Annotated in this window: 21 protein-coding genes and 1 pseudogene; 13 read left to right on the top strand and 9 right to left on the bottom strand. The window is 65.0% G+C overall.

All coding sequences use genetic code 11. From position 1 onward, the window contains the following. Positions 1-16 precede the first annotated feature (16 nt). On the bottom strand, positions 17-1060 hold the full coding sequence (locus EV560_RS25555) for an ABC transporter substrate-binding protein (protein WP_131858659.1): 1044 nt from the start codon (positions 1058-1060) through the stop codon (positions 17-19). A gap of 107 nt (positions 1061-1167) precedes the next feature. Here EV560_RS25555 and EV560_RS25550 point away from each other — a divergent pair, with 107 nt between their 5' ends. Both EV560_RS25550 and EV560_RS25545 read left to right on the top strand, forming a co-directional pair. Next, positions 1168-2199: a GlxA family transcriptional regulator gene (locus EV560_RS25550; protein WP_131858658.1), complete on the top strand. Its 1032-nt coding sequence runs from the start codon at positions 1168-1170 to the stop codon at positions 2197-2199. Between the two features lie 360 nt (positions 2200-2559). Beyond that, positions 2560-3333 carry an SDR family NAD(P)-dependent oxidoreductase gene (locus EV560_RS25545; protein WP_131858657.1) on the top strand — a complete coding sequence of 258 codons (774 nt, stop codon included), beginning with the start codon at positions 2560-2562 and terminating at the stop codon, positions 3331-3333. Positions 3334-3406: 73 nt separating this feature from the next. Here the strand turns inward: EV560_RS25545 and EV560_RS25540 are convergent. After that, positions 3407-4465, bottom strand: a pseudogene (locus EV560_RS25540) (NAD(P)-dependent alcohol dehydrogenase). Between the two features lie 151 nt (positions 4466-4616). Here EV560_RS25540 and EV560_RS25535 point away from each other — a divergent pair. Next, positions 4617-5510: a LysR family transcriptional regulator gene (locus tag EV560_RS25535; RefSeq protein WP_131858656.1), complete on the top strand. Its 894-nt coding sequence runs from the start codon at positions 4617-4619 to the stop codon at positions 5508-5510. Between the two features lie 43 nt (positions 5511-5553). Continuing rightward, on the top strand, positions 5554-5805 hold the full coding sequence (locus EV560_RS25530) for an SANT/Myb-like DNA-binding domain-containing protein (RefSeq protein ID WP_248312205.1): 252 nt from the start codon (positions 5554-5556) through the stop codon (positions 5803-5805). Positions 5806-6357: 552 nt separating this feature from the next. On the opposite strand, the gene EV560_RS25525 is transcribed toward EV560_RS25530, so the two are convergent. Continuing rightward, positions 6358-7359: a zinc-dependent alcohol dehydrogenase family protein gene (locus EV560_RS25525; protein ID WP_131858655.1), complete on the bottom strand. Its 1002-nt coding sequence runs from the start codon at positions 7357-7359 to the stop codon at positions 6358-6360. Between the two features lie 86 nt (positions 7360-7445). Here EV560_RS25525 and EV560_RS25520 point away from each other — a divergent pair, with 86 nt between their 5' ends. Further along, the gene (locus EV560_RS25520; protein WP_131858654.1) at positions 7446-7853 is read left to right on the top strand and encodes a winged helix-turn-helix transcriptional regulator; all 408 of its coding nucleotides are present in this window, start codon (positions 7446-7448) and stop codon (positions 7851-7853) included. Between the two features lie 66 nt (positions 7854-7919). Here the strand turns inward: EV560_RS25520 and EV560_RS36125 are convergent, their stop codons facing one another. Both EV560_RS36125 and EV560_RS25510 read right to left on the bottom strand, forming a co-directional pair. Beyond that, complete coding sequence (locus tag EV560_RS36125; RefSeq protein ID WP_207908117.1) at positions 7920-8600, bottom strand: hypothetical protein; 681 nt, start codon at positions 8598-8600, stop codon at positions 7920-7922. Between the two features lie 285 nt (positions 8601-8885). Then, complete coding sequence (locus EV560_RS25510) at positions 8886-9614, bottom strand: outer membrane protein (RefSeq protein WP_131858653.1); 729 nt, start codon at positions 9612-9614, stop codon at positions 8886-8888. Positions 9615-10334: 720 nt separating this feature from the next. On the opposite strand from EV560_RS25510, the gene EV560_RS25505 reads away from it, so the two are divergent. Next, positions 10335-11408 (top strand): AI-2E family transporter, encoded by a 1074-nt coding sequence (locus EV560_RS25505; RefSeq protein ID WP_131858652.1) that lies wholly within the window; start codon positions 10335-10337, stop codon positions 11406-11408. A gap of 214 nt (positions 11409-11622) precedes the next feature. Here the strand turns inward: EV560_RS25505 and EV560_RS25500 are convergent, their stop codons facing one another. Next, on the bottom strand, positions 11623-12159 hold the full coding sequence (locus tag EV560_RS25500) for a Chromate resistance protein ChrB (RefSeq protein ID WP_348982262.1): 537 nt from the start codon (positions 12157-12159) through the stop codon (positions 11623-11625). 128 nt (positions 12160-12287) lie between these two features. On the opposite strand from EV560_RS25500, the gene EV560_RS25495 reads away from it, so the two are divergent. Together EV560_RS25495 and EV560_RS25490 are read left to right on the top strand one after the other, a co-directional pair. Further along, positions 12288-13034: a COG4280 domain-containing protein gene (locus EV560_RS25495; RefSeq protein ID WP_131858650.1), complete on the top strand. Its 747-nt coding sequence runs from the start codon at positions 12288-12290 to the stop codon at positions 13032-13034. Continuing rightward, complete coding sequence (locus tag EV560_RS25490; RefSeq protein WP_131858649.1) at positions 13031-13237, top strand: hypothetical protein; 207 nt, start codon at positions 13031-13033, stop codon at positions 13235-13237. Before EV560_RS25495 ends, EV560_RS25490 begins: the two co-directional genes overlap by 4 nt. A 118-nt stretch (positions 13238-13355) precedes the next feature. On the opposite strand, the gene EV560_RS25485 is transcribed toward EV560_RS25490, so the two are convergent. After that, entirely contained in the window at positions 13356-13817 is a 462-nt protein-coding gene (locus tag EV560_RS25485; protein WP_131858648.1) for a cupin domain-containing protein, read from the bottom strand. A 571-nt stretch (positions 13818-14388) separates the two neighbouring features. Here EV560_RS25485 and EV560_RS25480 point away from each other — a divergent pair. Both EV560_RS25480 and EV560_RS25475 read left to right on the top strand, forming a co-directional pair. After that, a complete protein-coding gene (locus tag EV560_RS25480) occupies positions 14389-15078 on the top strand; it encodes a gamma-glutamylcyclotransferase (protein WP_248312204.1) in 690 nt (229 codons plus the stop codon). A 327-nt stretch (positions 15079-15405) separates the two neighbouring features. Beyond that, positions 15406-15648: a hypothetical protein gene (locus EV560_RS25475; protein ID WP_131858646.1), complete on the top strand. Its 243-nt coding sequence runs from the start codon at positions 15406-15408 to the stop codon at positions 15646-15648. A gap of 210 nt (positions 15649-15858) precedes the next feature. Here EV560_RS25475 and EV560_RS25470 read toward each other — a convergent pair whose 3' ends face one another. After that, positions 15859-16395, bottom strand: a complete 537-nt coding sequence (locus tag EV560_RS25470; protein WP_131858645.1) for a MarR family winged helix-turn-helix transcriptional regulator — start codon at positions 16393-16395, stop codon at positions 15859-15861. 143 nt (positions 16396-16538) lie between these two features. On the opposite strand from EV560_RS25470, the gene EV560_RS25465 reads away from it, so the two are divergent. The 3 genes from EV560_RS25465 to EV560_RS25455 all read left to right on the top strand — a co-directional run bounded on the left by EV560_RS25465 (position 16539) and on the right by EV560_RS25455 (position 19650). After that, a complete protein-coding gene (locus EV560_RS25465; RefSeq protein ID WP_131858644.1) occupies positions 16539-17057 on the top strand; it encodes a flavin reductase family protein in 519 nt (172 codons plus the stop codon). Positions 17058-17088: 31 nt separating this feature from the next. Continuing rightward, positions 17089-18561, top strand: coding sequence for a 4-hydroxyphenylacetate 3-hydroxylase family protein (locus EV560_RS25460; RefSeq protein WP_207908116.1), 1473 nt, complete (start codon positions 17089-17091; stop codon positions 18559-18561). 657 nt (positions 18562-19218) lie between these two features. After that, complete coding sequence (locus EV560_RS25455) at positions 19219-19650, top strand: DUF2721 domain-containing protein (protein ID WP_165923614.1); 432 nt, start codon at positions 19219-19221, stop codon at positions 19648-19650. Between the two features lie 360 nt (positions 19651-20010). On the opposite strand, the gene EV560_RS25450 is transcribed toward EV560_RS25455, so the two are convergent. Continuing rightward, entirely contained in the window at positions 20011-20532 is a 522-nt protein-coding gene (locus EV560_RS25450; protein ID WP_248312202.1) for a two pore domain potassium channel family protein, read from the bottom strand. Positions 20533-20711: the final 179 nt, after the last annotated feature.

Raw genomic sequence — 20711 nt, 5'->3', positions numbered from 1 at the left:
GCTCTGACCGGTTCGCTCACTTGCGGGCGATCTGGCGGTTCCAGTCGTCTACCACGCGCGAGCGCAGGCCATTGATCTCGGCCCAATCGAACAGTTGCAGGTTCTTGACCGAGCCGGTCTCGCCCCAGGGCAGCTTGCGGGCAGTCTCGGGCTTGACCGTGACGTTCTTCACGGAGGGGCCGAGATAGAGCTTTTCCGCCAGGCAGCCGGACGCTTCCGGCGTCAGCGCCTGGTTGATGAACTTCACGGCCGCGTCCTTCTTCGGCGTGCCCTTGACCAGATGCAGGCGGGCATCGGTCGCCCAGGCGCCTTCCTTCGGCACGACGAACCCGATCGGCAGGCCCTTGTCGGCGAGGTCCCAGGCGCCGACGTTGAAATGCGCGCCGATGATCGCCTCGCCGCTCTGATAGGCGTTGGTGGCGGCGCCCGAGGAATCGAAGAACAGCGCCGCCTTCAGCTCCTTGATCTTCTTGAAGGTCGGGGCGAGATCGCTGGCCGGATGGCCCCAGATCTTCGACAGGAACATCACGAAGGGGACGCCGGAGGAATTCGCCGGCGAGGGGATGGTGACGGCGTCCTCGAATTCCGGCTTCCAGAGATCGTTCCAGGAGGTCGGGACCGCCTTGACCTTCTGGGTGTTGTAGGTCAACCCGAGCGAATAATAGCCGGTGCCGACCGCATAGGTCGTCGCGCCGCTCTTGTAGATCGCCTCCGGCAGGGTGTTGGCGAGATTGGGGATCGCCGCCGGGTCGAGATTGTCGGTCACCTCGGCGGCCAGCGCGAGCTCGCTGATCCCGCCATCCATCCAGGCGACGTCGATGGTCGGGGCCGCCTTCTGCTGCTGCAGCTTCGCCAGGGTGACGGTCGAGGTTCCGATCTCGGCATTGACGGCGATGCCGGTCGCCTTGGTGAAGGGCTCGGCGACGCACGCCTTGAAGGCGTCGCCCCAGTTGCCGCCGTACCAGGCGACCGTGATCGACGAGGGCTGCTGCGCCAGGGCCGAGGCGGGCAGCAAGGTGGTGGCGAGCATGGCCGTGGCCAGCCGGACGGTCGGGGTCATCGTCGTTCTCCTCTGCTCAGCGTCTTCGCGCTTCTGTCGGGACATGTTGGCGCGCAGGCCGCAAAAGGCACTAGAATGCGCCGGCCCAAAATTTGAATAATCGCGACATGAGCATCATCGAACTCGTCCAACCGGCCAGCGAGCGGCCACAGTCCGCGCCCGTCCCCGTGTCGCGGCTGCGGATCGGTTTCCTGCTGCTCGACCAGTTCACGCTCGCCGCCTTCTCAGGTCTGATCGACGTGCTGCGGCTGGCGGCGGACCATGGCGGACGCAGCCGCCAGCTTCATGCGAGCTGGACCGTGATGAGCCTCGATGGCGAGCCCCGGCGTTCGAGCTGCGGCGTCTCGGTCACCCCGAATGCAGGCCTGCTCGACCCTGCCGGCTTCGACTATGTCGCGGTCTGCGGCGGCAATGACTATCTCAACGACGCCTTGCCCGAGAGCCTGCTGGGCTATCTGCGCCGGGCTGCGACATCAGGCGTGCGGCTGCTCGGCATCTGCACCGGCACCTTCGCCATCGCCCGCGCCGGCCTCGTCGGCCCACGCCGGGTCTGCGTGCACTGGAATGTGCTCGACGCCTTCAAGGAGCGCTTTCCCAAGGTCTCGGCAGGGGTCGAGCGCCTCTTCATCGACGAGGGCGATCTGATCACCTGCGCCGGCTCGACCGCGGCGATCGACCTCGGACTCTATCTGGTTGCCCGCCATTGCGGCCGCGACAAGGCCCAGCAGGCGATGCGGCACATGATGCTGCAGGACATGCGCCCGGCCGAGATGACGCAACCGCATTTCTACGCCGCGCTCGGCCCGAACCTGGATGTCCGCGTGCAGCAGGCGACGCATTTCATCGAACAGCGGCTCGACAATCCCCCGCCGATCGCTGCGGTCGCGCGCTATGTCGGTGTCAGCCCGCGCCAGCTCGAGCGCTTGTTCGGCGCCTCGCTGGGCCAGAGTCCCGCGGCCTTCCAGCGCAAGCTCCGGCTCGAATATGCACGCTGGCTGATCCTCAACAGCAAGCGCTCGCTCACCGACGTCGCCATGGGCGCCGGCTTCGCCGACAGCGCCCATCTCTCGCGCGATTTCAAAGCGGCGTTCGGGGAAACGCCGCGTTCCCTGCGCCAGAATGCGGCGCCGGTCCGCTAGGGGAATTCACCGGCCAATGTCGGCTTTGCGGCCGACGCCCAGGTTCCGCCCCTGGCGGGGGGCGGATTGGCCGAGCGGCGCGCCCGAACCTCCGCTCGACCCCAATTGCAGAGCTTATCCCGGACGGCAACGGCCCGATCCACGATCGCCTGGTTGACACGTCCCGGATTCGTGGCTGCCGCCACCCTTCACCCCGCTACGACTGATCTCGCACAAGCCCCGCAGGCGGCAGCTCGCCCATGCCGATCCCGAGTGGGAGGCTTGGGCGGACCGGCGCTATAACCAGTCCGATACAGCGTTCCCGGTTTGACGTGAGGTTGCGCGGCACGATGATGTGCTGGCGCGCAAGCGAGGCATTGCATGAAGCATCGAGACAAGACGGTCATCGTGACGGGAGCCGCGCAGGGGCTGGGCCTGGCCTGCGCCGAGCGCTTTCATGCCGACGGCGCCAATGTGCTGCTCGTGGATATTCTCGCCGACGAGGCGAAGCACCAGGCGGAGCGTCTTGGCGAGCGCGCCTCCTGGTGGGCTGGCGATCTCGCCGAGGTGTCGCCGGCCATGGCGAAGGAGATCGTCGACAAGGCATCGGCTGAATTCGGCGGCGTCGATGTCCTGATCAACAATGCCGGCATCATCCACCAGGCCGAGTTCGTCGATTTTCCCGAGGATGTCTTCGACCGCATCCAGCGGATCAACCTGAAGGCGCCGTTCCTGCTCGGCCAGGCCGTCGCGAGAGCGATGATCGCGCAGAAGCGCGGCGGCTCGATCATCAACATGTCGTCGATCAACGCGATCCTGGCGATCCCGAACTCGGTCGGCTACGCCGTGTCGAAGGGCGGCATCAAGCAATTGACCGCGGTGATGGCGGTGTCGCTGATCCGTCACGGCATCCGGGTCAACGCGATCGGCCCGGGCACGATCCTCACCGATCTGGCCAAGGCCGTCATGGCGAACGACGCCCAGCGCCGGGCCGTGCTCTCGCGCACGCCGATCGGACGCTGCGGCGAGCCCTCGGAAGTGGCGAGCGTCGCCTCCTTCCTCGCCAGCGACGATGCCTCCTATATCGTCGGCCAGACGATCTATCCCGATGGCGGGCGGCTGATCCTGAACTACACCGTGCCGGTCGAGGATTGAATTGGCGCGGGCGCAGCCGGAACCCGGCGCGCCCGCGCGACCATGGCGGATTGCTCCTGGCCGAGCCGGTGCTTCAGGCGGCCGCCTTGAGCGAGCTCATGTCGATCACGAAGCGGTACTTGACGTCGTTCTTCGCCAGCCGTTCCCAGGCCTCGTTGACCTCTTGGATCGAAACGATCTCGACATCCGAGACGATGCCGTGCTCCGCGCAGAAATCGATCATCTCCTGGGTCTCTTCCATGCCGCCGATGGCCGAGCCGGCGATGCTCTTGCGGCCGATGATGAGATTGACGCCGTTGACCGCCGGCGTCAGCTCCTCCAGCGCCCCGACCAGGCACATGGTCGCGTCGCGCTTCAGCAGCGCGAGATAGGGATTGACGTCGTGGCCGACCGGGATGGTGTTGAGCAGGAAATCGAAGCTTCCGGCGTGCCTTGCCATCGCTTCCGCATCCCGCGAGACCAGCACCTCGTCGGCCCCCAGCCGCGCCGCATCGCGCCCTTTCTCGGGAGAGGTCGTGATCATCACCACATGGGCGCCCAGCGCCTTGGCGAACTTGACGCCCATATGGCCGAGGCCTCCGAGACCGATGACGCCGACCTTGTCGCCCGCTCCGACTTTCCAATGGCGCAGCGGCGAATAGGTCGTGATGCCCGCGCAGAGCAGCGGCGCGGCTCCCTTGAGGTCGAGCGTTTCCGGCACCTTCACGACGAAATGCTCCTTGACCACGATCTGGTCGGAATAGCCGCCAAAGGTCGGCGTGACGCCGTCGCACTCCATGCCGTTATAGGTGAGGGTCGGGCCGTGCTCGCAATATTGTTCGAGGTCGTCGTCGCAGGCCGAGCAGTGCAGGCAGGAATCGACGATGCAGCCGACACCGGCATAGTCGCCGACCTTGAGCTTCACGACATGGGAGCCGATTGCGGCGACGCGGCCGATGATCTAGTGACCCGGCACCATCGGGAAGATCGCGGCGCCCCAGTCGGCATGGGCCTGGTGCAGGTCGGAATGGCAGATGCCGGCATAGAGGATCTCGATCCGGACATCATGCGGACCGACCTCGCGGCGCTGGAAGCTGAAAGGCGTCAGCGGGGCATTGGCTTGAAGGGCGGCATAGCCGCGGACCTGAAGCATGGGATTGTTTCCGGGATGGTGACGCGCGAAGGACGCCGGTGGGACCGGCCGCAACGCGTCGATTGATCTGGACAGCGGGATAATTACGAGTGCCGGCGCTTTCGGACAAAAGGCTTTTCCGGCATGAGTTGTTGAGGAGATTTCAATAATCGTGCCGGCGCCCAACCTCTCGCACCTGACCGTCTTCGCTGCCGTCGCCCGGCACCTGAGCTTCCAGCGCGCCGGGCAGGAGACCGGTCTGTCGACCTCGGCGGTGAGCCATGCGATCCGCGGGCTGGAGGAGCGGCTGGGCGTGACGCTGTTCAACCGCACGACACGCAGCGTCGCGCTGACCGAGGCGGGGCAGCATTTCCTGGAGCGGCTGGCGCCGGCGCTGCACCATGTCGACGAGGCGGTCGAGGCCATGAACCTCTTCCGCGCCTCCCCGACGGGGACGGTGAGGATCAATACCTCACTGGTGGCGGCGCATATGGTGATTGCCCCGGTGGTCGCCCGTTTCCTGGCGGCCTATCCCGATCTCTGCCTCGAGATCGTCGAGGACATGGAACTGATCGACGTGGTCGGCGCCGGCTTCGACGCCGGCATCCGCTATCCCGACGCGGTGCCGGAGGACATGGTCGCAGTGCCGCTCGGGCCGTCCTGCCGTTTCGCGGTGGTGGCGACGCCGGCCTGGATCGCGGCGCATGAGCCGATCGAACATCCGCGCGACCTGCTCGCGCATGAATGCGTGCGCTACCGCCTGACCCATGGCCGAATCTTCCGCTGGGAATTCGAGAAGGACGGGCAGGAGCTCATGCTCGACGTCGCCGGGCGGCTCACGGTCGGCGAGCAGGAGCTCGCGCTACGCGCGGCGCTCGACGGCGTGGGGCCGGCCTTCGTATTCGAGCAGCCGGCTCTGCCCTTCCTGGCCTCCGGCCGTCTGGTCCGGCTGCTGGAGGATTGGTGCCCGCCGCTGCCGAGCTTCGTGCTCTATTATCCGCGCCAGCGACAGGTGAGCTCGGCACTGCGCGCCTTTATCGATATCGCGCGCGATGGAGCCGGGTAGGGGGCCGCTGCTCGTGGCGGGACCCGGTGGGTGATCTCGCCACATGTCGGTCAATGTCATCGCTATTGCTGCTATAGATCGCGCCTCAAGCGTGAGCGCAAAGCAGGAGCGGATTGTGACGGAGCGATTTGAACGGCACCGCCAACCCTGGACCTCCGAGGAGCTTCAGAAGCTGAAACTGCTCGCTGGGAAGGGCATGGCCTTGAAGGCGATTGCGAAAGCGATGACGCGCAGCGAAGAATCGATCAAGGACCGCGCGAAACTCGACGGTATCGGTATCGCCAAACTCCGCTAGAGCATTTTCGAGCGAAGTGGATTCCGGTTCGCGTGAAGAAAATGCGTTAACACAAAGGGATAGAGAATTTTCGCGATTCGGAGAAACGCGGAAATGCTCTAGACTCGGCGGCCCAGGAGCCGGCACCTCGCGCCCGGGCCTTCAGGTGGACCTGATGGCGGCGATCAAGCCGCGCTGGCCGATGATGGTCTCAGGGCCCTTTTTGGCTTGGGTGCGCGGCAGCCAGGCCCTCCGATAGCTCCTTGTAGGCCTGATGTTGCCAGCTCAATTCGAGAGCGCGCGGCGGGCAAGGCCGACCACTTGGCGGCGACGTCGTCTTCACGATCGGTGCCGAGACCTCGCTGACGCTGAAGGGCGTCCAGCTCGCCAGCCTCGCCCAGGACGACTTCCGCTTCGCCTGAGCGGCCGCGGGCCGACGCCGACAGAAAGGGCCCCGCAAGGCGCCATTTTCCTTGGGGATGGTCATTCGAGCCTAGCCGAACGACACCATGGTTTCAGGAGGCATTCGTCTCGGGTGCAGGGCGGCTCGAAGCCGCCCTGCACCCAGATCTCTCAGGCCGCGATCTGTATCGCGACCTTCCCGCGATGCTGGCCGCTGCGCAGCCGCTCGAAGGCTTCGTCTGCCCGCTCGAACGGGAAGACCTCGTCGATGACCGGGCGAATGCCGGATCGCAGCGCGGCGGACAGGTCGGACACGGATCCGACATAGACGCCACGGACATTGATGGCCTTCATCAGGATCGCGCCGGTATTGACGTCCCCGCCGAAGCCGGTGAGCACGCCGACCAGGGATACTTCCCCGCCGGGGCGTACGGCCTGGAGCGCCTGGTTGATCGTCCCGGAGCCGCCGACTTCCACCACATGGTCCACGCCTTCGCCTCCCGCGATCTGCGCCGCCCGGGCGCCCCAGTCCGGCGTGTCGCGGTAGTTGATGCCGATCTCGGCCCCCAGCTTGCGCGCCTGCGCGAGCTTGTCGTCGGAACTCGAGGTGACGATGACCCGGGCTCCGGCGGCTCGCGCAAGCTGCAAGGCGAAGGTGGAGACACCACCCGTGCCCTCGACCAGCACCGTGTCGCCCGCCCGGATGCCGCGACCGCCGAACAGGCAGTTCCACGCGGTCACGCCCGCGCACGGATAGGCAGCGCCCTCCACGAATGACCAGTCGTCGGGCAGCCGCGCGACGCCGCCGGCCGGGACGACGATCCGCTCGGCCAGGACACCGTCGACGAAACCGCCGCCCAGTGCTTCGGCCTGCTTGGCCGCGGTGAACGGTCCTTCGATCCATCTCGGCATGAAGCCGATCGCGACACGCTCGCCGATCCGCTCTTGCGGGACGCCTTCGCCGACAGCCGCGACGATTCCCGCGCCATCCGACAGGGGTATGAGGTCGGCGCGCTGCTCGCCGCCATAGCGGGCCTCGCGCACGATCGTGTCGCGATAGTTCAGGGTCGCGGCCTTCAGGTCGATCAGCAACTCGCCCGGGCCCGGTCGCGGATCCGCCTCCTCGACGCGCGCCAACGGCGCAGTCGCTCCATTCAAACGGTATGCTCGCATGACGTCTCTCCTGGTTTGTCAGCCGGGATGGACGTAGCGTCGTGGGGTGACTAGGATAAGTACGTACAAAAGGAACATGTACGCTCATGAATGATAGTGTCAGCGGCCAGCGCCGCCGCGCGACCAAGACCGGATGTGCCGTCGAGGCGACGATGAGCGTGGTCGGCGGGCTCTGGAAGCCGGTCCTGGTGTTTCACCTGCTCGAGGGGCGGGTTCGCTTCAACGCGCTGTGCCGGCTGACGCCGAATGCGACGCCGCGCATGGTCACGCTGCAACTGCGTGAGCTGGAAGCGGATGGTGTCATCTGGCGGATCGTCTATCCGGAGGTGCCGCCGCGCGTCGAGTATGAGCTGACGCCGTTCGGGAGAACGCTCGAGCCGGTGCTGATAAGCCTGCGCGACTGGGGCGAGGCGTTCCAGGCGCATACATTGCCTGACGCCGTCACCGCCACGGCCTGCGAGGCTGCGAAGAGCCCCGCCGGTGCAGAAGGGTAGGGGGGCCTCGCTGCGTCCAGGTCGCCTTGACGGGTCAGCGGGTTTTTCGCCGTCCGGGATCGGCGCTCACCAGCGCCTGCCATAGGGCTCAACAACCGGTCGATTATTATAGTATGCGGCGCGGCGAATGCCTGCACGAATGACAGGCCGGCCATAATAGCCGCCCCCGTAATAGCCGCCTCCGTAGTAACCACCGCCATAATACCCGCTGCCGCCATAATAGGTCGAGGCTGGCGTGTTGTAATAAACGGTTTGCGGATAGCCGCTCACGGTTCCCGGATCGCAATAGGTGCCGCCGGAATAAACGGTGGTGGCATAGGGCGCGGCGCTATAGCCGGCATTGCCATAGTAGCCGTAACTGGCTGGAGCGGCGTAGTCATAGCCGGAACCGTAGCCGTAGCCGGAACCGTAGCCATAGCCGCTGCCGTAATAGGCGGCACCTGCAGCGAGGCCGACACCGGCTGCGAGCGCACGGCCGCCATAATAGCGGTTGCCGTAATAGGCGCCGCGATAGGCTGCCCCACGGTAGGCTCCACGGTACCCGGCGCGGTAGGCGGCACGATATCCACCTCTGTAGCCGACGGCAGCGCCTCGGTACCCACCCCGGTAGCCACCGCCCACGGCAGCGCCGCGGTAACCCCCGCCCGCGCCGAAACCACGGCCCTGGGCTTCTGCATCACTGGCGCTGAAGACGAGACTGCCAAAGCCGATCAGAGCGGCAACAGGGAGCGCGAGCAGCGTATTCATGGCTTCACCTGCAATGTTTCGGGCGCCACACCCGCAGGCTAACGTAAGGGGATTGCTGCGAGCAATCCATCGCCATTTAGGGAAGGTTGCGCTTTGCGATGGGATGTGCAGCGCCTGGCGCCCGTCCTTGCTCGGCGATGATCTCTACCACCTTTGGGGCCTGCTCAGGCTCGCCGATATCCGGTCCGATGATCCAGATCGCGGCAACGGCCGCGCTGAAGGCCGGACATGCAAACAGCCCGGCGCAGGGCGCCGGGCTGTTCCAGAAGTCCGAAAGGCTGTGCGTCAGAACTTGTAGTTCACGCCGACGCGCAGGATGCCGCCGGCGCCGTTGCCGTCGGTGGTCGCGGTATAGAGACCGGCGGGAAGCACGCCGCCCGGCCCGTTGACGAAGGCGCGGCTCTTACGTCCCTCGCCGTTCTCGATGTAGAGACCTTCGATCTTCATCGTCCAGTTGTTGGTGAAGGCGTATTCGACGCCGCCGCCGATGGTCCAGCCGATATTGCTGGTGTTGTTGCCGGTCAGCGGATTGCTGTTCAGGCCACCATAGGCCAGACCGCCGGTGATATAGATCAGGGTCCGGTCGATGGCGTAACCGATACGGGCGCGGACGGTGCCGAGATAGCCGCCGTCATTTCCGCCGCGGGCCCACCAGCTATAGGCACCCCACGAGACGTCGCCGCCGACATCGACATACTGGATGTCGGTCTCGACACCGTAGACGATCGAGCCGACCTGGAAGTTATAGCCGATCTGGCCGCCGCCGACGAAGACGCCGTCGCCGCCGCCGCCGGACAGGATGCCGGAGGAGCCCGGCGTCGGTCCGGTGATGACGACGTTACGCGAATCCGACCAGCCCACGCCGGCGTTGAGACCGACATAGAAGCCGGTCCAGGTGAACGCAGGAGCGTAGACCATGGGAGGCTCGGCCTTACGGGACGGCAGATCGGCCGCGTAGCTCGACGTCGCCAGGAAGGTCGCCAGGACGGCCGTGGATACGAGATTTAGGCGCATACAAGTCTCCCTTATAGGCGGTTCATCAATCGCATGTTCGCATGCGCAACTAAGACTGTGAAGCACGATAATGTCTTGCTTCGGCCTGATCGTCGTCGAAAGTGCCTGGACGTGATATTTTGACAACTTTCCGTAGGGGCCGTGAAACGAATTCTTATTTATCTTGAGGTGTCTGGCTGAGGTTGCAAGAATTCTGGTTGAATATTGCCGTTGTCATTCGTGCCTGAAGTTGTCGGTGGTGCCGTTAAATAGTATTTTTGACAGGCTAAGCTATTCGGAGATTTATTCCCTGCTTCCCAATACCGCCTGGCCGGGGCTGGCCATGTCGGGGACAATTTCGCCGGGCGTTGGACGGCAGCCCGCCCGGCTCCCGATTGACCTTCGGTCGCAGCTCCGTGTCGGCGCGCTATCGGCGCATGTCCGTTCGAGGTTCCGCCCGAGGGCCTGCAAAAGTTCGGTCAGTGGGACGCACGTGTCGACCCGGTACAGGCACCGGTAGCAGTGGTATGATCCGCTGCGGTACCGCTGATGAGAAAAGCGTTCTTAGATCGATGCGGGCGAGCGCGGGCGACCGTATTCGATCGCGCGGCTCTCCGTGAGGATATCGCCCTCGCCGAAGAGGGAGAGATCGCCTGGGCGATCCGCAAGGTCAGCCCGAAGCTGAGATAAGGTGCCTGGCCATGAGGCCCGCGCGTGAATTGAGCCAGGGGGGATGGTTCAATGGACAGAAGAACGAAAGATCTCGGCACCCCGGTCACGTCTTCGACCATGATCGACATCGCGATCCGGATCGGTCTGGTGGCGTTGCTGGCCTATGCCTGCATCCGCATCGTCCTGCCCTTTGCTTTCCTGTTGATCTGGTCGGCGATCCTGGCGGTGATGCTGCATCCGCTCCACCGGCGCCTGGCGGCATGGTTGGGGAATCGTGGCTCGGCGCTGCTGCTCGGGCTGATCGGCATCGCCGTGATGCTGGGGCCGATGGTGATCGTTGTGACGTCGCTCGCGACCTCGCTCTATTCATTGCTTCCGGGATTGCAGGCCCAGGACCTGGCATTGCCACCGCCACCACAATGGCTCGACGGCACCCCTTTGGTGGGCAAGAAGCTGACGGAGATCTGGGCTCTCGTCGCCTCCAACCTGCCGGCGGCACTCAAACAATACGGTCATCTCCTCAGCGGCCCCGCGGCATGGCTGGCTTCGTTCGCCGGTGGCCTCGCCATTGGCGAGCTCTCCTTCGTGGTTTCGTTCGCGATCGCCGCGGCCCTCGTCGCCTATGGCGATGAGGGCATCAGCTTCACCCGGCAGGTGCTGGAGCGCATTACGGGAAGCAACTCGCGCGCGGTGCATCTGGTCGGCTTGACCGCGGCCACGATCCGGGGAGTGGGGCTTGGCGTGATCGGCGTCGCGCTGATCCAGTCGCTGCTGCTGGGCCTCGGCTATTTCGCCATCGGGCTTCAGGCCGCCGGGCCCTTGACGCTTGTCGCGCTTCTACTGGGCATCATGCAGGTGCCGTTGATGTTACTGACGCTGCCGGTCGTCGTTTATGTCTTCATGACCGAAGCAACGCAGCCGGCTGTCATCTTCCTGATCTGGAACATCATCGCGGGGCTAAGCGACAATGTCCTGAGACCCTTGATGCTCGGCCGGGGCCTGGAAGTCCCGATGCCGGTCATCCTGATCGGTGTCATCGGCGGCATGATCGTCGACGGGCTTCTGGGGATCTTCGTCGGGCCCGTCCTTCTGGCCGTCAGCTACGTGCTGCTGCAGGAATGGTTGCAGCAGCAGCCGACATGATCCGCCTCCAGATCCAGGGCCGGCCTTGTTGAGCTAGCGGCCGAGCGGGGAGGACATTGGCGGATCGTTGCCCTGGCGAAGGTCATCGGCCCTTTGCGGAAGTCTGTTCGGCACGCCGCGCCGGTGCGTCGTCGATGGACTCGACGCCGCCTATTCATATTCATCGGCTTCGGCGCACTCCACGCTCAGCGCCCAAGGCTGCCGAGGGGCAGCCTCAGGACCCGGTCGGCTTGTTTTCATCCTGAGCCGCAAAAACACAATGCGCGTAGGCGTCCAGAATCGACTCTGAGCGGGCGAGGCGGTCGACGGCTTCGTCTGCACGTCGGGCCTTATAGAAATCGAGCTTCTGGATCCTGGCGATCCAGGTCCTGAATTTTTGCAGTTCCTGCTCGTTTTCTTCGAGCTCCGCAAAGGTGAAATGCTTGACGCGGGTTTCTTCCTCGATCTCCGCTTCGAACGCGATGCATTTCTCGATGAATTCCTTGTATTCGTCGTCGCGATCGGCGTTGAAGCGCGCGATGATCTTCTCTTGCTGCTTCTGGTCGAGCCCGACGGTCGCCAGCAGGACGGCCTCTCCCTCGGCCTCTGCGATTTCGTTTTCGAGCATCTTCAGGCGCCGCAGATGGTCATCGGTCTTCGGCAGCACGCAGACGCCGCCCTGCAGGTAGATCGCACCCATCCCCTTGAGCTTGCGCCAGATCGAGACCCGCTTGCGGGCCGGCTCGGCCGGGACCTTGTAGGTCAGCAGCAACCACTCCAACGCAGCCATGGCACCCCTTGATTGTTACGGTCGTTACATTTAATTCGTTAGATGGGTAGGCAGAAGTGCATACCACCGTCACGTCAGAATTTGCACACTCGCTATGAGGAAGCCAAGCCATGATGTCTTGGACAACTGCCGGGCCGGCCATAACCGCGAGTTTTCTCGCCTCCCTGGTCGAGGTGGTCGAAGCCTTCACGATCGTATTGGCCGTCGGCACGGTCGGAGGCTGGCGCCCGGCCCTGACGGGCACTGCCGCAGGGCTCGGGCTGCTTGGCCTGCTGGTGCTGGCCCTTGGTCCGGTCGTTGAGCGCCTTCCGCTCGAAATCATCCAGCTCGTGATCGGCATCTTGCTGTTGCTGTTCGGGATGCGCTGGCTCCGGAAAGCGATCCTTCGCTCGGCCGGCATTATCGCCCTCCACGACGAAGAACTCGCCTATGCCAGGGAGACGGCGAGCCTGGGCGAGGCGGCCAGCCGTGAAGCGACGCGCCGAAACTGGATCGCAGGTCTTGCCGCATTCAAGGCGATCGTGCTCGAGGGCATCGAGATCGTCTTCGTCGTGGTCGCGGTCGGCGCCGGGCGCGGGCTGCTCTGGCCCGCTGCGCTGGGAGCGCTCGCCGCCTGCGCGATCGTCCTCGTGGCCGGAATCGCGATCCACAAGCCGCTCTCCCGGGTCCCTGAGAACTCGCTGAAATTCGGCGTCGGCGTCATGCTCTCCGCCTTCGGTGTCTACTGGACCGGAGAGGGGCTGGGTGTGGCGTGGCCCGGCCACGACCTCGCGCTTTTGGCACTGGCGGGAACATTTCTCGCCGCTGGCCTGGCCCTCGTTCCGATCGCTCGCCGGCCGCAAGGAGCTACGCGATGAACCTGCTCCGCAGCATTCTTGCAGAGATCATGGGTCTGTTCGTCGACGATGAGAAATTGGCCGTTTCGATCCTGGGCGTCGTGGGCGCGTGCTGGCTCATCGCCCATGTCACTCACGACGCCAGCTACCGGCTTGGCCTTCTGCTGTTGCTTGGCCTCTTGGGCGTGCTGCTGGCGAGCGTCCTGAAGGGCGCCCGCCGATAATCGGACGGGACCTTCGCTCGCTTCGCCAGGGCGTCCGCTTCGGGCCTGCGCTCCGACTGAGCGGCTGAGTTCGACGGGCGACAACGGCGCCACGCCGCCATGCGCTGTCCCGGACCGATCAGTTCTTGTCGGGGATGGTGAGTTCGGGATCGGCATCGTCGACGACGAAGACCGCGAGGATTTTTGCGGGACGGACCCGGCTCGCATTGGCGCTGACGCGATGATGGTCCCCCGGCAGTTCCGTCCAGTTCTGTCCGGTCCTGTAGGTGACGACGGGCCCGTCGCCGACCTGGCTGCGCACGGAGCCTTCGATGACGGTCGCGTAGATGACCGCGGATTTCGCGTGGGTATGTGAGGGCGAATAGCCGCCGGGGCCATATTCGACCAGAACGCCCTTGAGGCTCTTTCCGGGGATGCCCGGCAAGGCGCGCTGGTAGACTTGCGTGACCTTGGCGTTCTTTGCCCCGGCAAAGGTCACGCTCCTTCCCTGATCTCCGGGTTCTCGCGCCTTGTCCTGGGCATTCGCACTTGCGACGATCAGCAACAAGGCTGTTGCCGCAGCGCTCAGCGTCGTTCTCATTGACATGCTCCTGTCCTGAAATCTTGTCCGTCAGGCATGGGCTCGCCGGCTGCGGCGGGTTCATGCTGGCGCGCCGCGCGCTTGCCGTCATCGACCCGGCAACGGCCGCATGAAACGCAGGCCGGGGGCATCTCAATCGACTTTATACACGTGGCAGCGCATCGACGCGCGCCTTCTGCAGGGATCGTCTTGAGCTCGGCAAGCGCCGCGCCGGTCGCGAGATGGCTCGATCCGATATCCCAGCTCATGATCGTCCTCCCGCTTTGCGCCCGCCGCAGCCTCGCGAACTCTACGGTCAGTGCCCGCCTGCGATCGATCATGTCGAGGGAGGGCGTGAGCACTCCCGAAGTCCAGGTTGCGCTATCCAGGCGGCGGGGTAGCGCCATCTCGGCATGGTGAGGCGATAAATGCCGGTGGATGCAGCTTGGCGTGGGCGTCACCGACATGTTCGCGCCCCTGGCCGCAGATTTGCCTGCGCCAGCCTCTGCCGAACCGGCTGAGCTCAGCCTCGTCCAGCCTCACTGAGGCGGGAAAGGCGAAGCCTCATCATGTGATGATACAGAGACAGACCATGGACAAGCACATCCTCACCCGCGAGATGATCGAGAGCGGCGGCATCGACGCCCTCGTCGCCCGCGAAGCCCCAACGATGCGTGTCCTGACCGAGGCCGAGCGTTCGGCCTCGCTTCAGGCGACGCTTGCCGCCCGGCCGGAGGGCGATGCCTGGCTCTTCGCCTATGGCTCGCTGATCTGGAACCCGACCATCGCTGCGGTGGAAAGCCGGACGGCCCGCATCATCGGCTGGCACCGCGCCTTCTGCCTCTCGACCATGATCGGGCGCGGCTCGCTCGCCAATCCCGGCCTCGTGCTCGGCCTCGACGCGGGCGGCGAGTGCACCGGCGTCGCCCTCCGCCTCTGCGAGGAGAAGCTCGAATCCGAGCTCTCCATCCTGTGGAAGCGCGAGATGCTGTCAGGCGCCTATATCCCGCGCTGGCTCGACCTGTTCGACGAGAGCGGCGCGCGCTTCGGCAGCGCCATCGCCTTCACCATCGACCCGGCCGGCCTCAACTATGCCGGCGGATTGGCCCCTGCCGACATGATCCGACGGTTGGCGACGGCGACCGGGGCTCTCGGCAGCTCGGCGGATTATCTCTTCCAGACCCGCGACGGGCTGCACGCCCACGGCATTCCCGATCCGGCGCTCGACCGGCTCGCTGAGAGCGTGCTGGCAGCCCAGGCGGCGGGCAAAACAGGCGAATAGGGCCGCTCGGGGACTTGATCGATCCAGGCCGCGGGCCGACCTGGATTTGGATCCCGCTGCCTCGTCCCGAGCGCGGGTCGCTACCGGTTGGCCATCGAGCTCAGTCATATCGCGCTCATCGCTGGGCGCGACCGCTCGTACCGTCCATTCGATCGTCGAGATATCCTGGCCGCGTTATACGCAGGAGACGATGCTTGACAGCGTATTGGCGCAAAATGGCAAGTAATCTCGCTGACTCCGAGCGATTGATGCGCGTCAAAGTCTTACCGGCCCAAACGGCCAGGCGTCCGGTGAGCGCGCCGGTACGGCGCATCGTCGGGAGCCTCCATGCCGCTGTCCACCGTCACCGATCCGGCAAAGCTGAAAAAGCTGGTTGAAGCATTCGACGACGCCTGGTTGCTGGTCAACCGCCAGGCTCCAGTGCCGCCCGAAGCACAGATGACGGCGAAAGACGACCTGGGCGAGATTGTCGTTCGCCTCTGGCGCGCGGACCCGGATGGCCCGCTAGCCGAGCTGGCGGCAGCGCTGTATGGCGCAAACCGTGGCGCCGACCGGATGGGTGGTCGGTAGCCTTCATCATCTCACCTCAGGAGTTGGCGCGCCGACCTTGCCGCAACCGGGGGGAGGAGTCGATAAAGGCCTTCCGCACATTCGGCAGGCATGGCGACCACGATCCTCTCCGCGCTGGCCCGTATTCGCGCTTCTCGGGCAGCCGAAGCCGGATGAGACCGGGCGCGATGCGCACGCGGCGCAGGACGCGGTTCCCGACAATCGTTGCGCTCAAGCGCCGGCACCAGGGCTCTTGCCCTCGTAGTATTTCGCGAGCTGCAACGCGCGTGGGCCGCCTTCGGCAAGGCGGCGCATGATCGCGCCGAGCTGCCTGAATTCCTCTTCCGTCAGGGTCTCGAATAGCGCGTCGTTGACGGGCCTCTGGAAGGCCGCCAGATGCGTCAGCTTCTCCCAGCCGGCCTTGGTCGCGACGAGCTGGACCCGCCGACCATCGGTCGGGTGCGGTCTCTTGTCGACCAGCCCCTCCTGGACGAGCTTGTTGATCTCGTTGGTGACGAACGCGCCGGAGAGATGGAGCCGGGCGGCGACCTGGTTGACGCCGACCGGAGCCTTCGGATCGGCGCGCGCGATCACGATCAGGCTGAAATATTGCGTGGGCGTCAGCCCGACATAGCTCGCAAACCCGGTCCGGGCCGTCTCGAGCGTGCTCCCGAAAGCGAAGAAATCATAGAGCATCGCGCGGAACGCCGTGTCCTGCGCCTCGCTGAGCAATTCTGGCCGCGTCACCGTCAAAAGCCTCTCATCCATCGCCGTCTCGACCTCGCGCTCCACGCCCCAAGTCTAGGTCCGTTCCGATCCCGTGGGGAGCACGAAATCTTGCTTGACTAGGTTTTAAAACTAGCTTTCTATGAAAGCTATCTTAAAAAGCATAGCCGTGATCGGAGTTGGCGATGACCGATCGATCGTTCAGGCGTGCCTTGGGAGAATTCGCGACAGGCGTGGCCATCGTCACCGCCCGCGGCTCCGGAAACGGACTCATCGGCATGACGATGAGCTCCTTCAACTCCGTATCGGTCGATCCGCCACTCGTGCTGTTCAGCGTCGACCGCCGGGCGAACAGCCTGCCGGCCATGCTCGAGGCCGACGTCTTCGCTGTGAACGTGCTGGCCCGGGATCAGGAGGCGCTCTCGAACCAGTTCGCGCGCGCCATGTCGGACAAATGGAGCACTGTCCGGGCCATCCTCGCCGAACGGAAAGCGCCGCTGATCGCCGGTGCGCTGGTCCATTTCGAATGCGAGCCCTACGCCCATCACGACGGTGGCGACCATGTCATCTTCGTCGCGCGGGTCCGTGACTACAGCGTTGGGCCCGAGGCCGCCGCCCCCCTGATCTTTTTCCGCGGGCGTTACCGCGACCTGCGCGAGGAGTCCGAGCGCGAACCAGCCTGGCCGCTGCCGATCCACTACTGATCCATCATTTCAACCAGAGGGGAGACGGGTGATGAGGACCGGAGCCGATTATCTCGCAAGCCTCAAGGACGAACGCTGCATCTATATCGATGGCGAGCGTGTCGCGGACGTCACGTCTTCGAGCGCCTTTCGCAACGTCGCGGCATCGATGGCCGGGCTGTTCGATTTCTCCGGCGACCCCGGCAATCGCGAGCTGATGACCTACGAGACAAGCGAGGGCGGCCGCGCCAACCGGATCTGGCAGCTGCCGACGACGCTGGCGGAGTTGCAGCAGCGGCGCAAGGCCCTGGAGGCCTGGGCCGGGCTGCATGCCGGGTTCATGGGGCGGGCGCCCGACCATGTCGCTTCCTGCGTTTCGGGAATGGTCATGGGGCTCGATGTCTTCGAGGCCTACGATCACGCGCGCGCCTCGGCGCTGGCCGAGTACTATCGCTTTGCGCGCGATCGCGACCTCTACCTCACCTATGTCATCATCAATCCCCAGGCCGACCGCTCGAAGGAGGCGGGGCAACAGGCCGATCCGTTCCTGACGGCCGGCATCGTCGACCGCGACGCGAGCGGCATCACGGTGCGCGGCGCCAAGATGCTGGCGACGGGCGGTGTCATCGCCGACGAGGTCTTCGTCAGCTGCATCCAGCCGCTCGCGCCGGGCGAGGAGCGTTATGCGCTGTCCTTCGCCGTTCCGATGAATGCCAGGGGCCTCACGATGCTGTCGCGCAAATCCTACGAGCGCGCGGCCGGGTCCGTCTTCGACAACCCGCTCTCCAGCCGCTACGACGAGAACGATTCCGTCCTCTATTTCGAGGATGTGCACGTCCCCTGGGAGCGGGTCTTCGTGCATGGCGATGTCGCGATGTGCCAGAAGCAGTTCCACGCGACGCCCTGCCATGTCTACCAGAACTACCAGGCCATGGTGCGGCTCAGCGTCAAGCTGAGGTTCCTGGTCGGGCTCGGCCACCGCATCGCCGAGATCAATGGCGTCACCGCCTTCCCGCAGGTCAGGGAGATCCTCGGCCAGCTCGCGGCCGAAGCCGCCATGGTCGACGCGCTCGTCACGGCGATCGAGGTGAAGGGAAGCATGGCCGGCGGCTACTTCGTCCCCGACCGCCACACGCTCTATACGGCGCAGGTGCTGACCCAGCAGCTCTACCCGAAAGTGCTCAACACGCTGCGCGAGCTCGCCGGCGGCGGCATGATCATGCTGCCTTCATCCGCGGCTGATTTCGCCGACCCCGCCATCGCGGCCCTGATCGACAGGACGCAACGCTCCCCGAGCTCCGCCTCGCGCGACCGCGTCAAGTTCTACAAGCTGGCCTGGGACGCGGTCGGCTCCGAATTCGGCTCGCGCCATCACCAGTATGAGATGTTCTACGCGGGAGCGACCTTCGTCACCAAGGGCCACTCCTTCCGCACCTATGACTGGTCGGCGGCGGACCGCCTCGTCCAGACGATGCTCAACTCCTACCAGCTCGATATCGCGGAGAGGCCCGCCGCCGTGGCGTGAGGATGGGGCGCAGCTTGTGCCACGGCGCCGTCAACCGATGCCGGTGGCGGTAGCCGGAGGCATGGTTGGATGCCATTCGGCCTGCCTGTCCGTTCGGAGCGTGGGCGGCAGCGCCTCCGCCGCCCGCAGCGCGCGCTCTCGGCCTCCGCGAGTTCTTCGCACATGTCGCGAAAGTCGCCGTCGCGAGCGATCAGCGCCTCGATCGTCCGGCAGCACGCCGGAAACCGTCGCAATAGAGCAAGCTCTCCCGCCCTTAGTTGCCCGTCCGACATCGACGTTGCCTTCGTCGTTCTGCTCGGAATTTCTGTGGGTGATCTACAGGCGGTGGCGGCGAAACCTGCGTAAATTACGCAGGTAACACGGGGGTAGCGCGCGTACCCCGACCGCATTGCCAGAGAGAACGGGTGCTTTGCTATGTCGCTCGGCCTCAGACAACGCCGGCCCCCGCCTTGCGCGGTCGCTCCTTCACTATGTCTGGACATGGAGACGCGCGGCTCGTTCGGCTTCGTCGGTTCGTCGGTGGTTGTGGAAGCTCGGGCTCGGCGTGGCAAAGGCCGCCGCCGTACAGCCTGATCACCTGGTGGGCATGGCTTGTGTCCGGCGGGGGCTTGAGCTGAACTGACGTGGTGCTCCGCGCCTCACACAGGAAAGCATGACGTGCTGTTTATTCCGGATATCGCTCGCCTTGCTGCCATCTTCTCGCAGGCGACCGCACCCGCCTTTTTCCTCGGCGCTGTCGCTGGCTTCGTGTCGTTGATGTCGGGGCGCCTGAACGTGGTCGTGACGCGGATGCAAAAGCTCAGTCGGATCGAGGATGACCACCCGATGCACGCGCAGCTCAAGTCCGATCTCTCGCGGCTCCGGCGCCGCGCGAGGTTGCTCAGCAATGGGATTTCGTCGGCTCTCATTGCGGGAGTATGCGCAACGGTACTGCTGGCAATCCTCTTCATAAGCGAGCTTCTCGGCGTCCATCACGCTTACGGAGGGGCGCTCCTTTTCATCGTCGCAACACTCTCGCTCGGCTGGGGCCTCGTGAGCTTCCTGAGGGAGACGTATCTGGGCCTGGCCGAGGCCGACGAATATGAATAAGCGGCGTAGCATTCGTCGATGATGCGCCGGGCGTGCGCCGAATAAAGCATCAAACGAGTTTCATCTCGCTGCCGTTCGATCGCCCAAGCCGTCCGCGTCACACTGTCGGCGGTCATGCGCCCAGAGCAGGCTTGGCACGCTCCGGAACAGGAACGATACCTGCAACCGAAGCGGCCAATCAGCGCCGCCGGTCGGCTTCACGACATTGTCGTAGGCGGAGAGTTGCGCGGTGACCGGCTGGGAGCCGACACTGAACACCCGCCCAAAGCCGCCTCCGATCGGCCCGGTCCAGCGCTCTCCGTGGGACGCTTTCCAGTCGGCCGTGATGATCGGTCGAGCACGATCGCTGCATGAGCGCGCTCACGCGGCGTCGGTTTCCGCGGCTTTCTTTCGTTCGGCGTGGCGGGTGTCGAGGGTCCCGAACTGGGTCATGACATAGACGAGCACGCTCGACGTCCACCCGAAGGTGAACAGTCCGGAGACGGCGATGATGGGGCCGAGTTGCCGCCAGCTCATCGGCAGCCGGACAGCACCTTCCCCAAGGGTCGTATAGGCTTCGGCGGCAAAGAAGGTTGCGGCGGAGAAGTCGGGAATGAGGTTGAGCCAGTAAAGCGGCAGCGCCCAGATCATCGCCTCGACCAGGTGAACGATGACGAGTTGCGCGATCACGCTGGCGAACAGGAGTTCGACCCGCCAACGGGGTGTGTCCGTGGTGACATGCACCCACCGCCCCGCGAAGCTGCGCGAAATCCGCCGAATGCCGGCCCCGTGGATGGCAACCACCACGACAAGGATCGCGATGCCAAGCGCGATCAGCAAGAGGTCGAAGGATGTGGAAACAACTTCGGCGGGCAGTTGGGCCAACGGGTCCTGTGGAATCATGCCATCCTCGCTTCAAGCGTCACACCCAAGCTGTTCCGAACCCTTGTGCGACGGATCGGGACCGCCCTCAACCACGGTGAATTCGTGCCTCCGTGTGCCACCTCCGACAGCTGCAACCTCGAGCCCACCAAGGCAGCGATTTTCAGCACCAACGCACGAGCAAGCGAGGGTCGAGCGCA

The sequence above is a fragment of the Allobosea sp. BK604 genome (assembly GCF_004341515.1).
In the GTDB taxonomy this organism is placed as follows: Bacteria; Pseudomonadota; Alphaproteobacteria; order Rhizobiales; family Beijerinckiaceae; genus Allobosea.
This window is presented reverse-complemented; position numbering and strand designations above follow the sequence as displayed.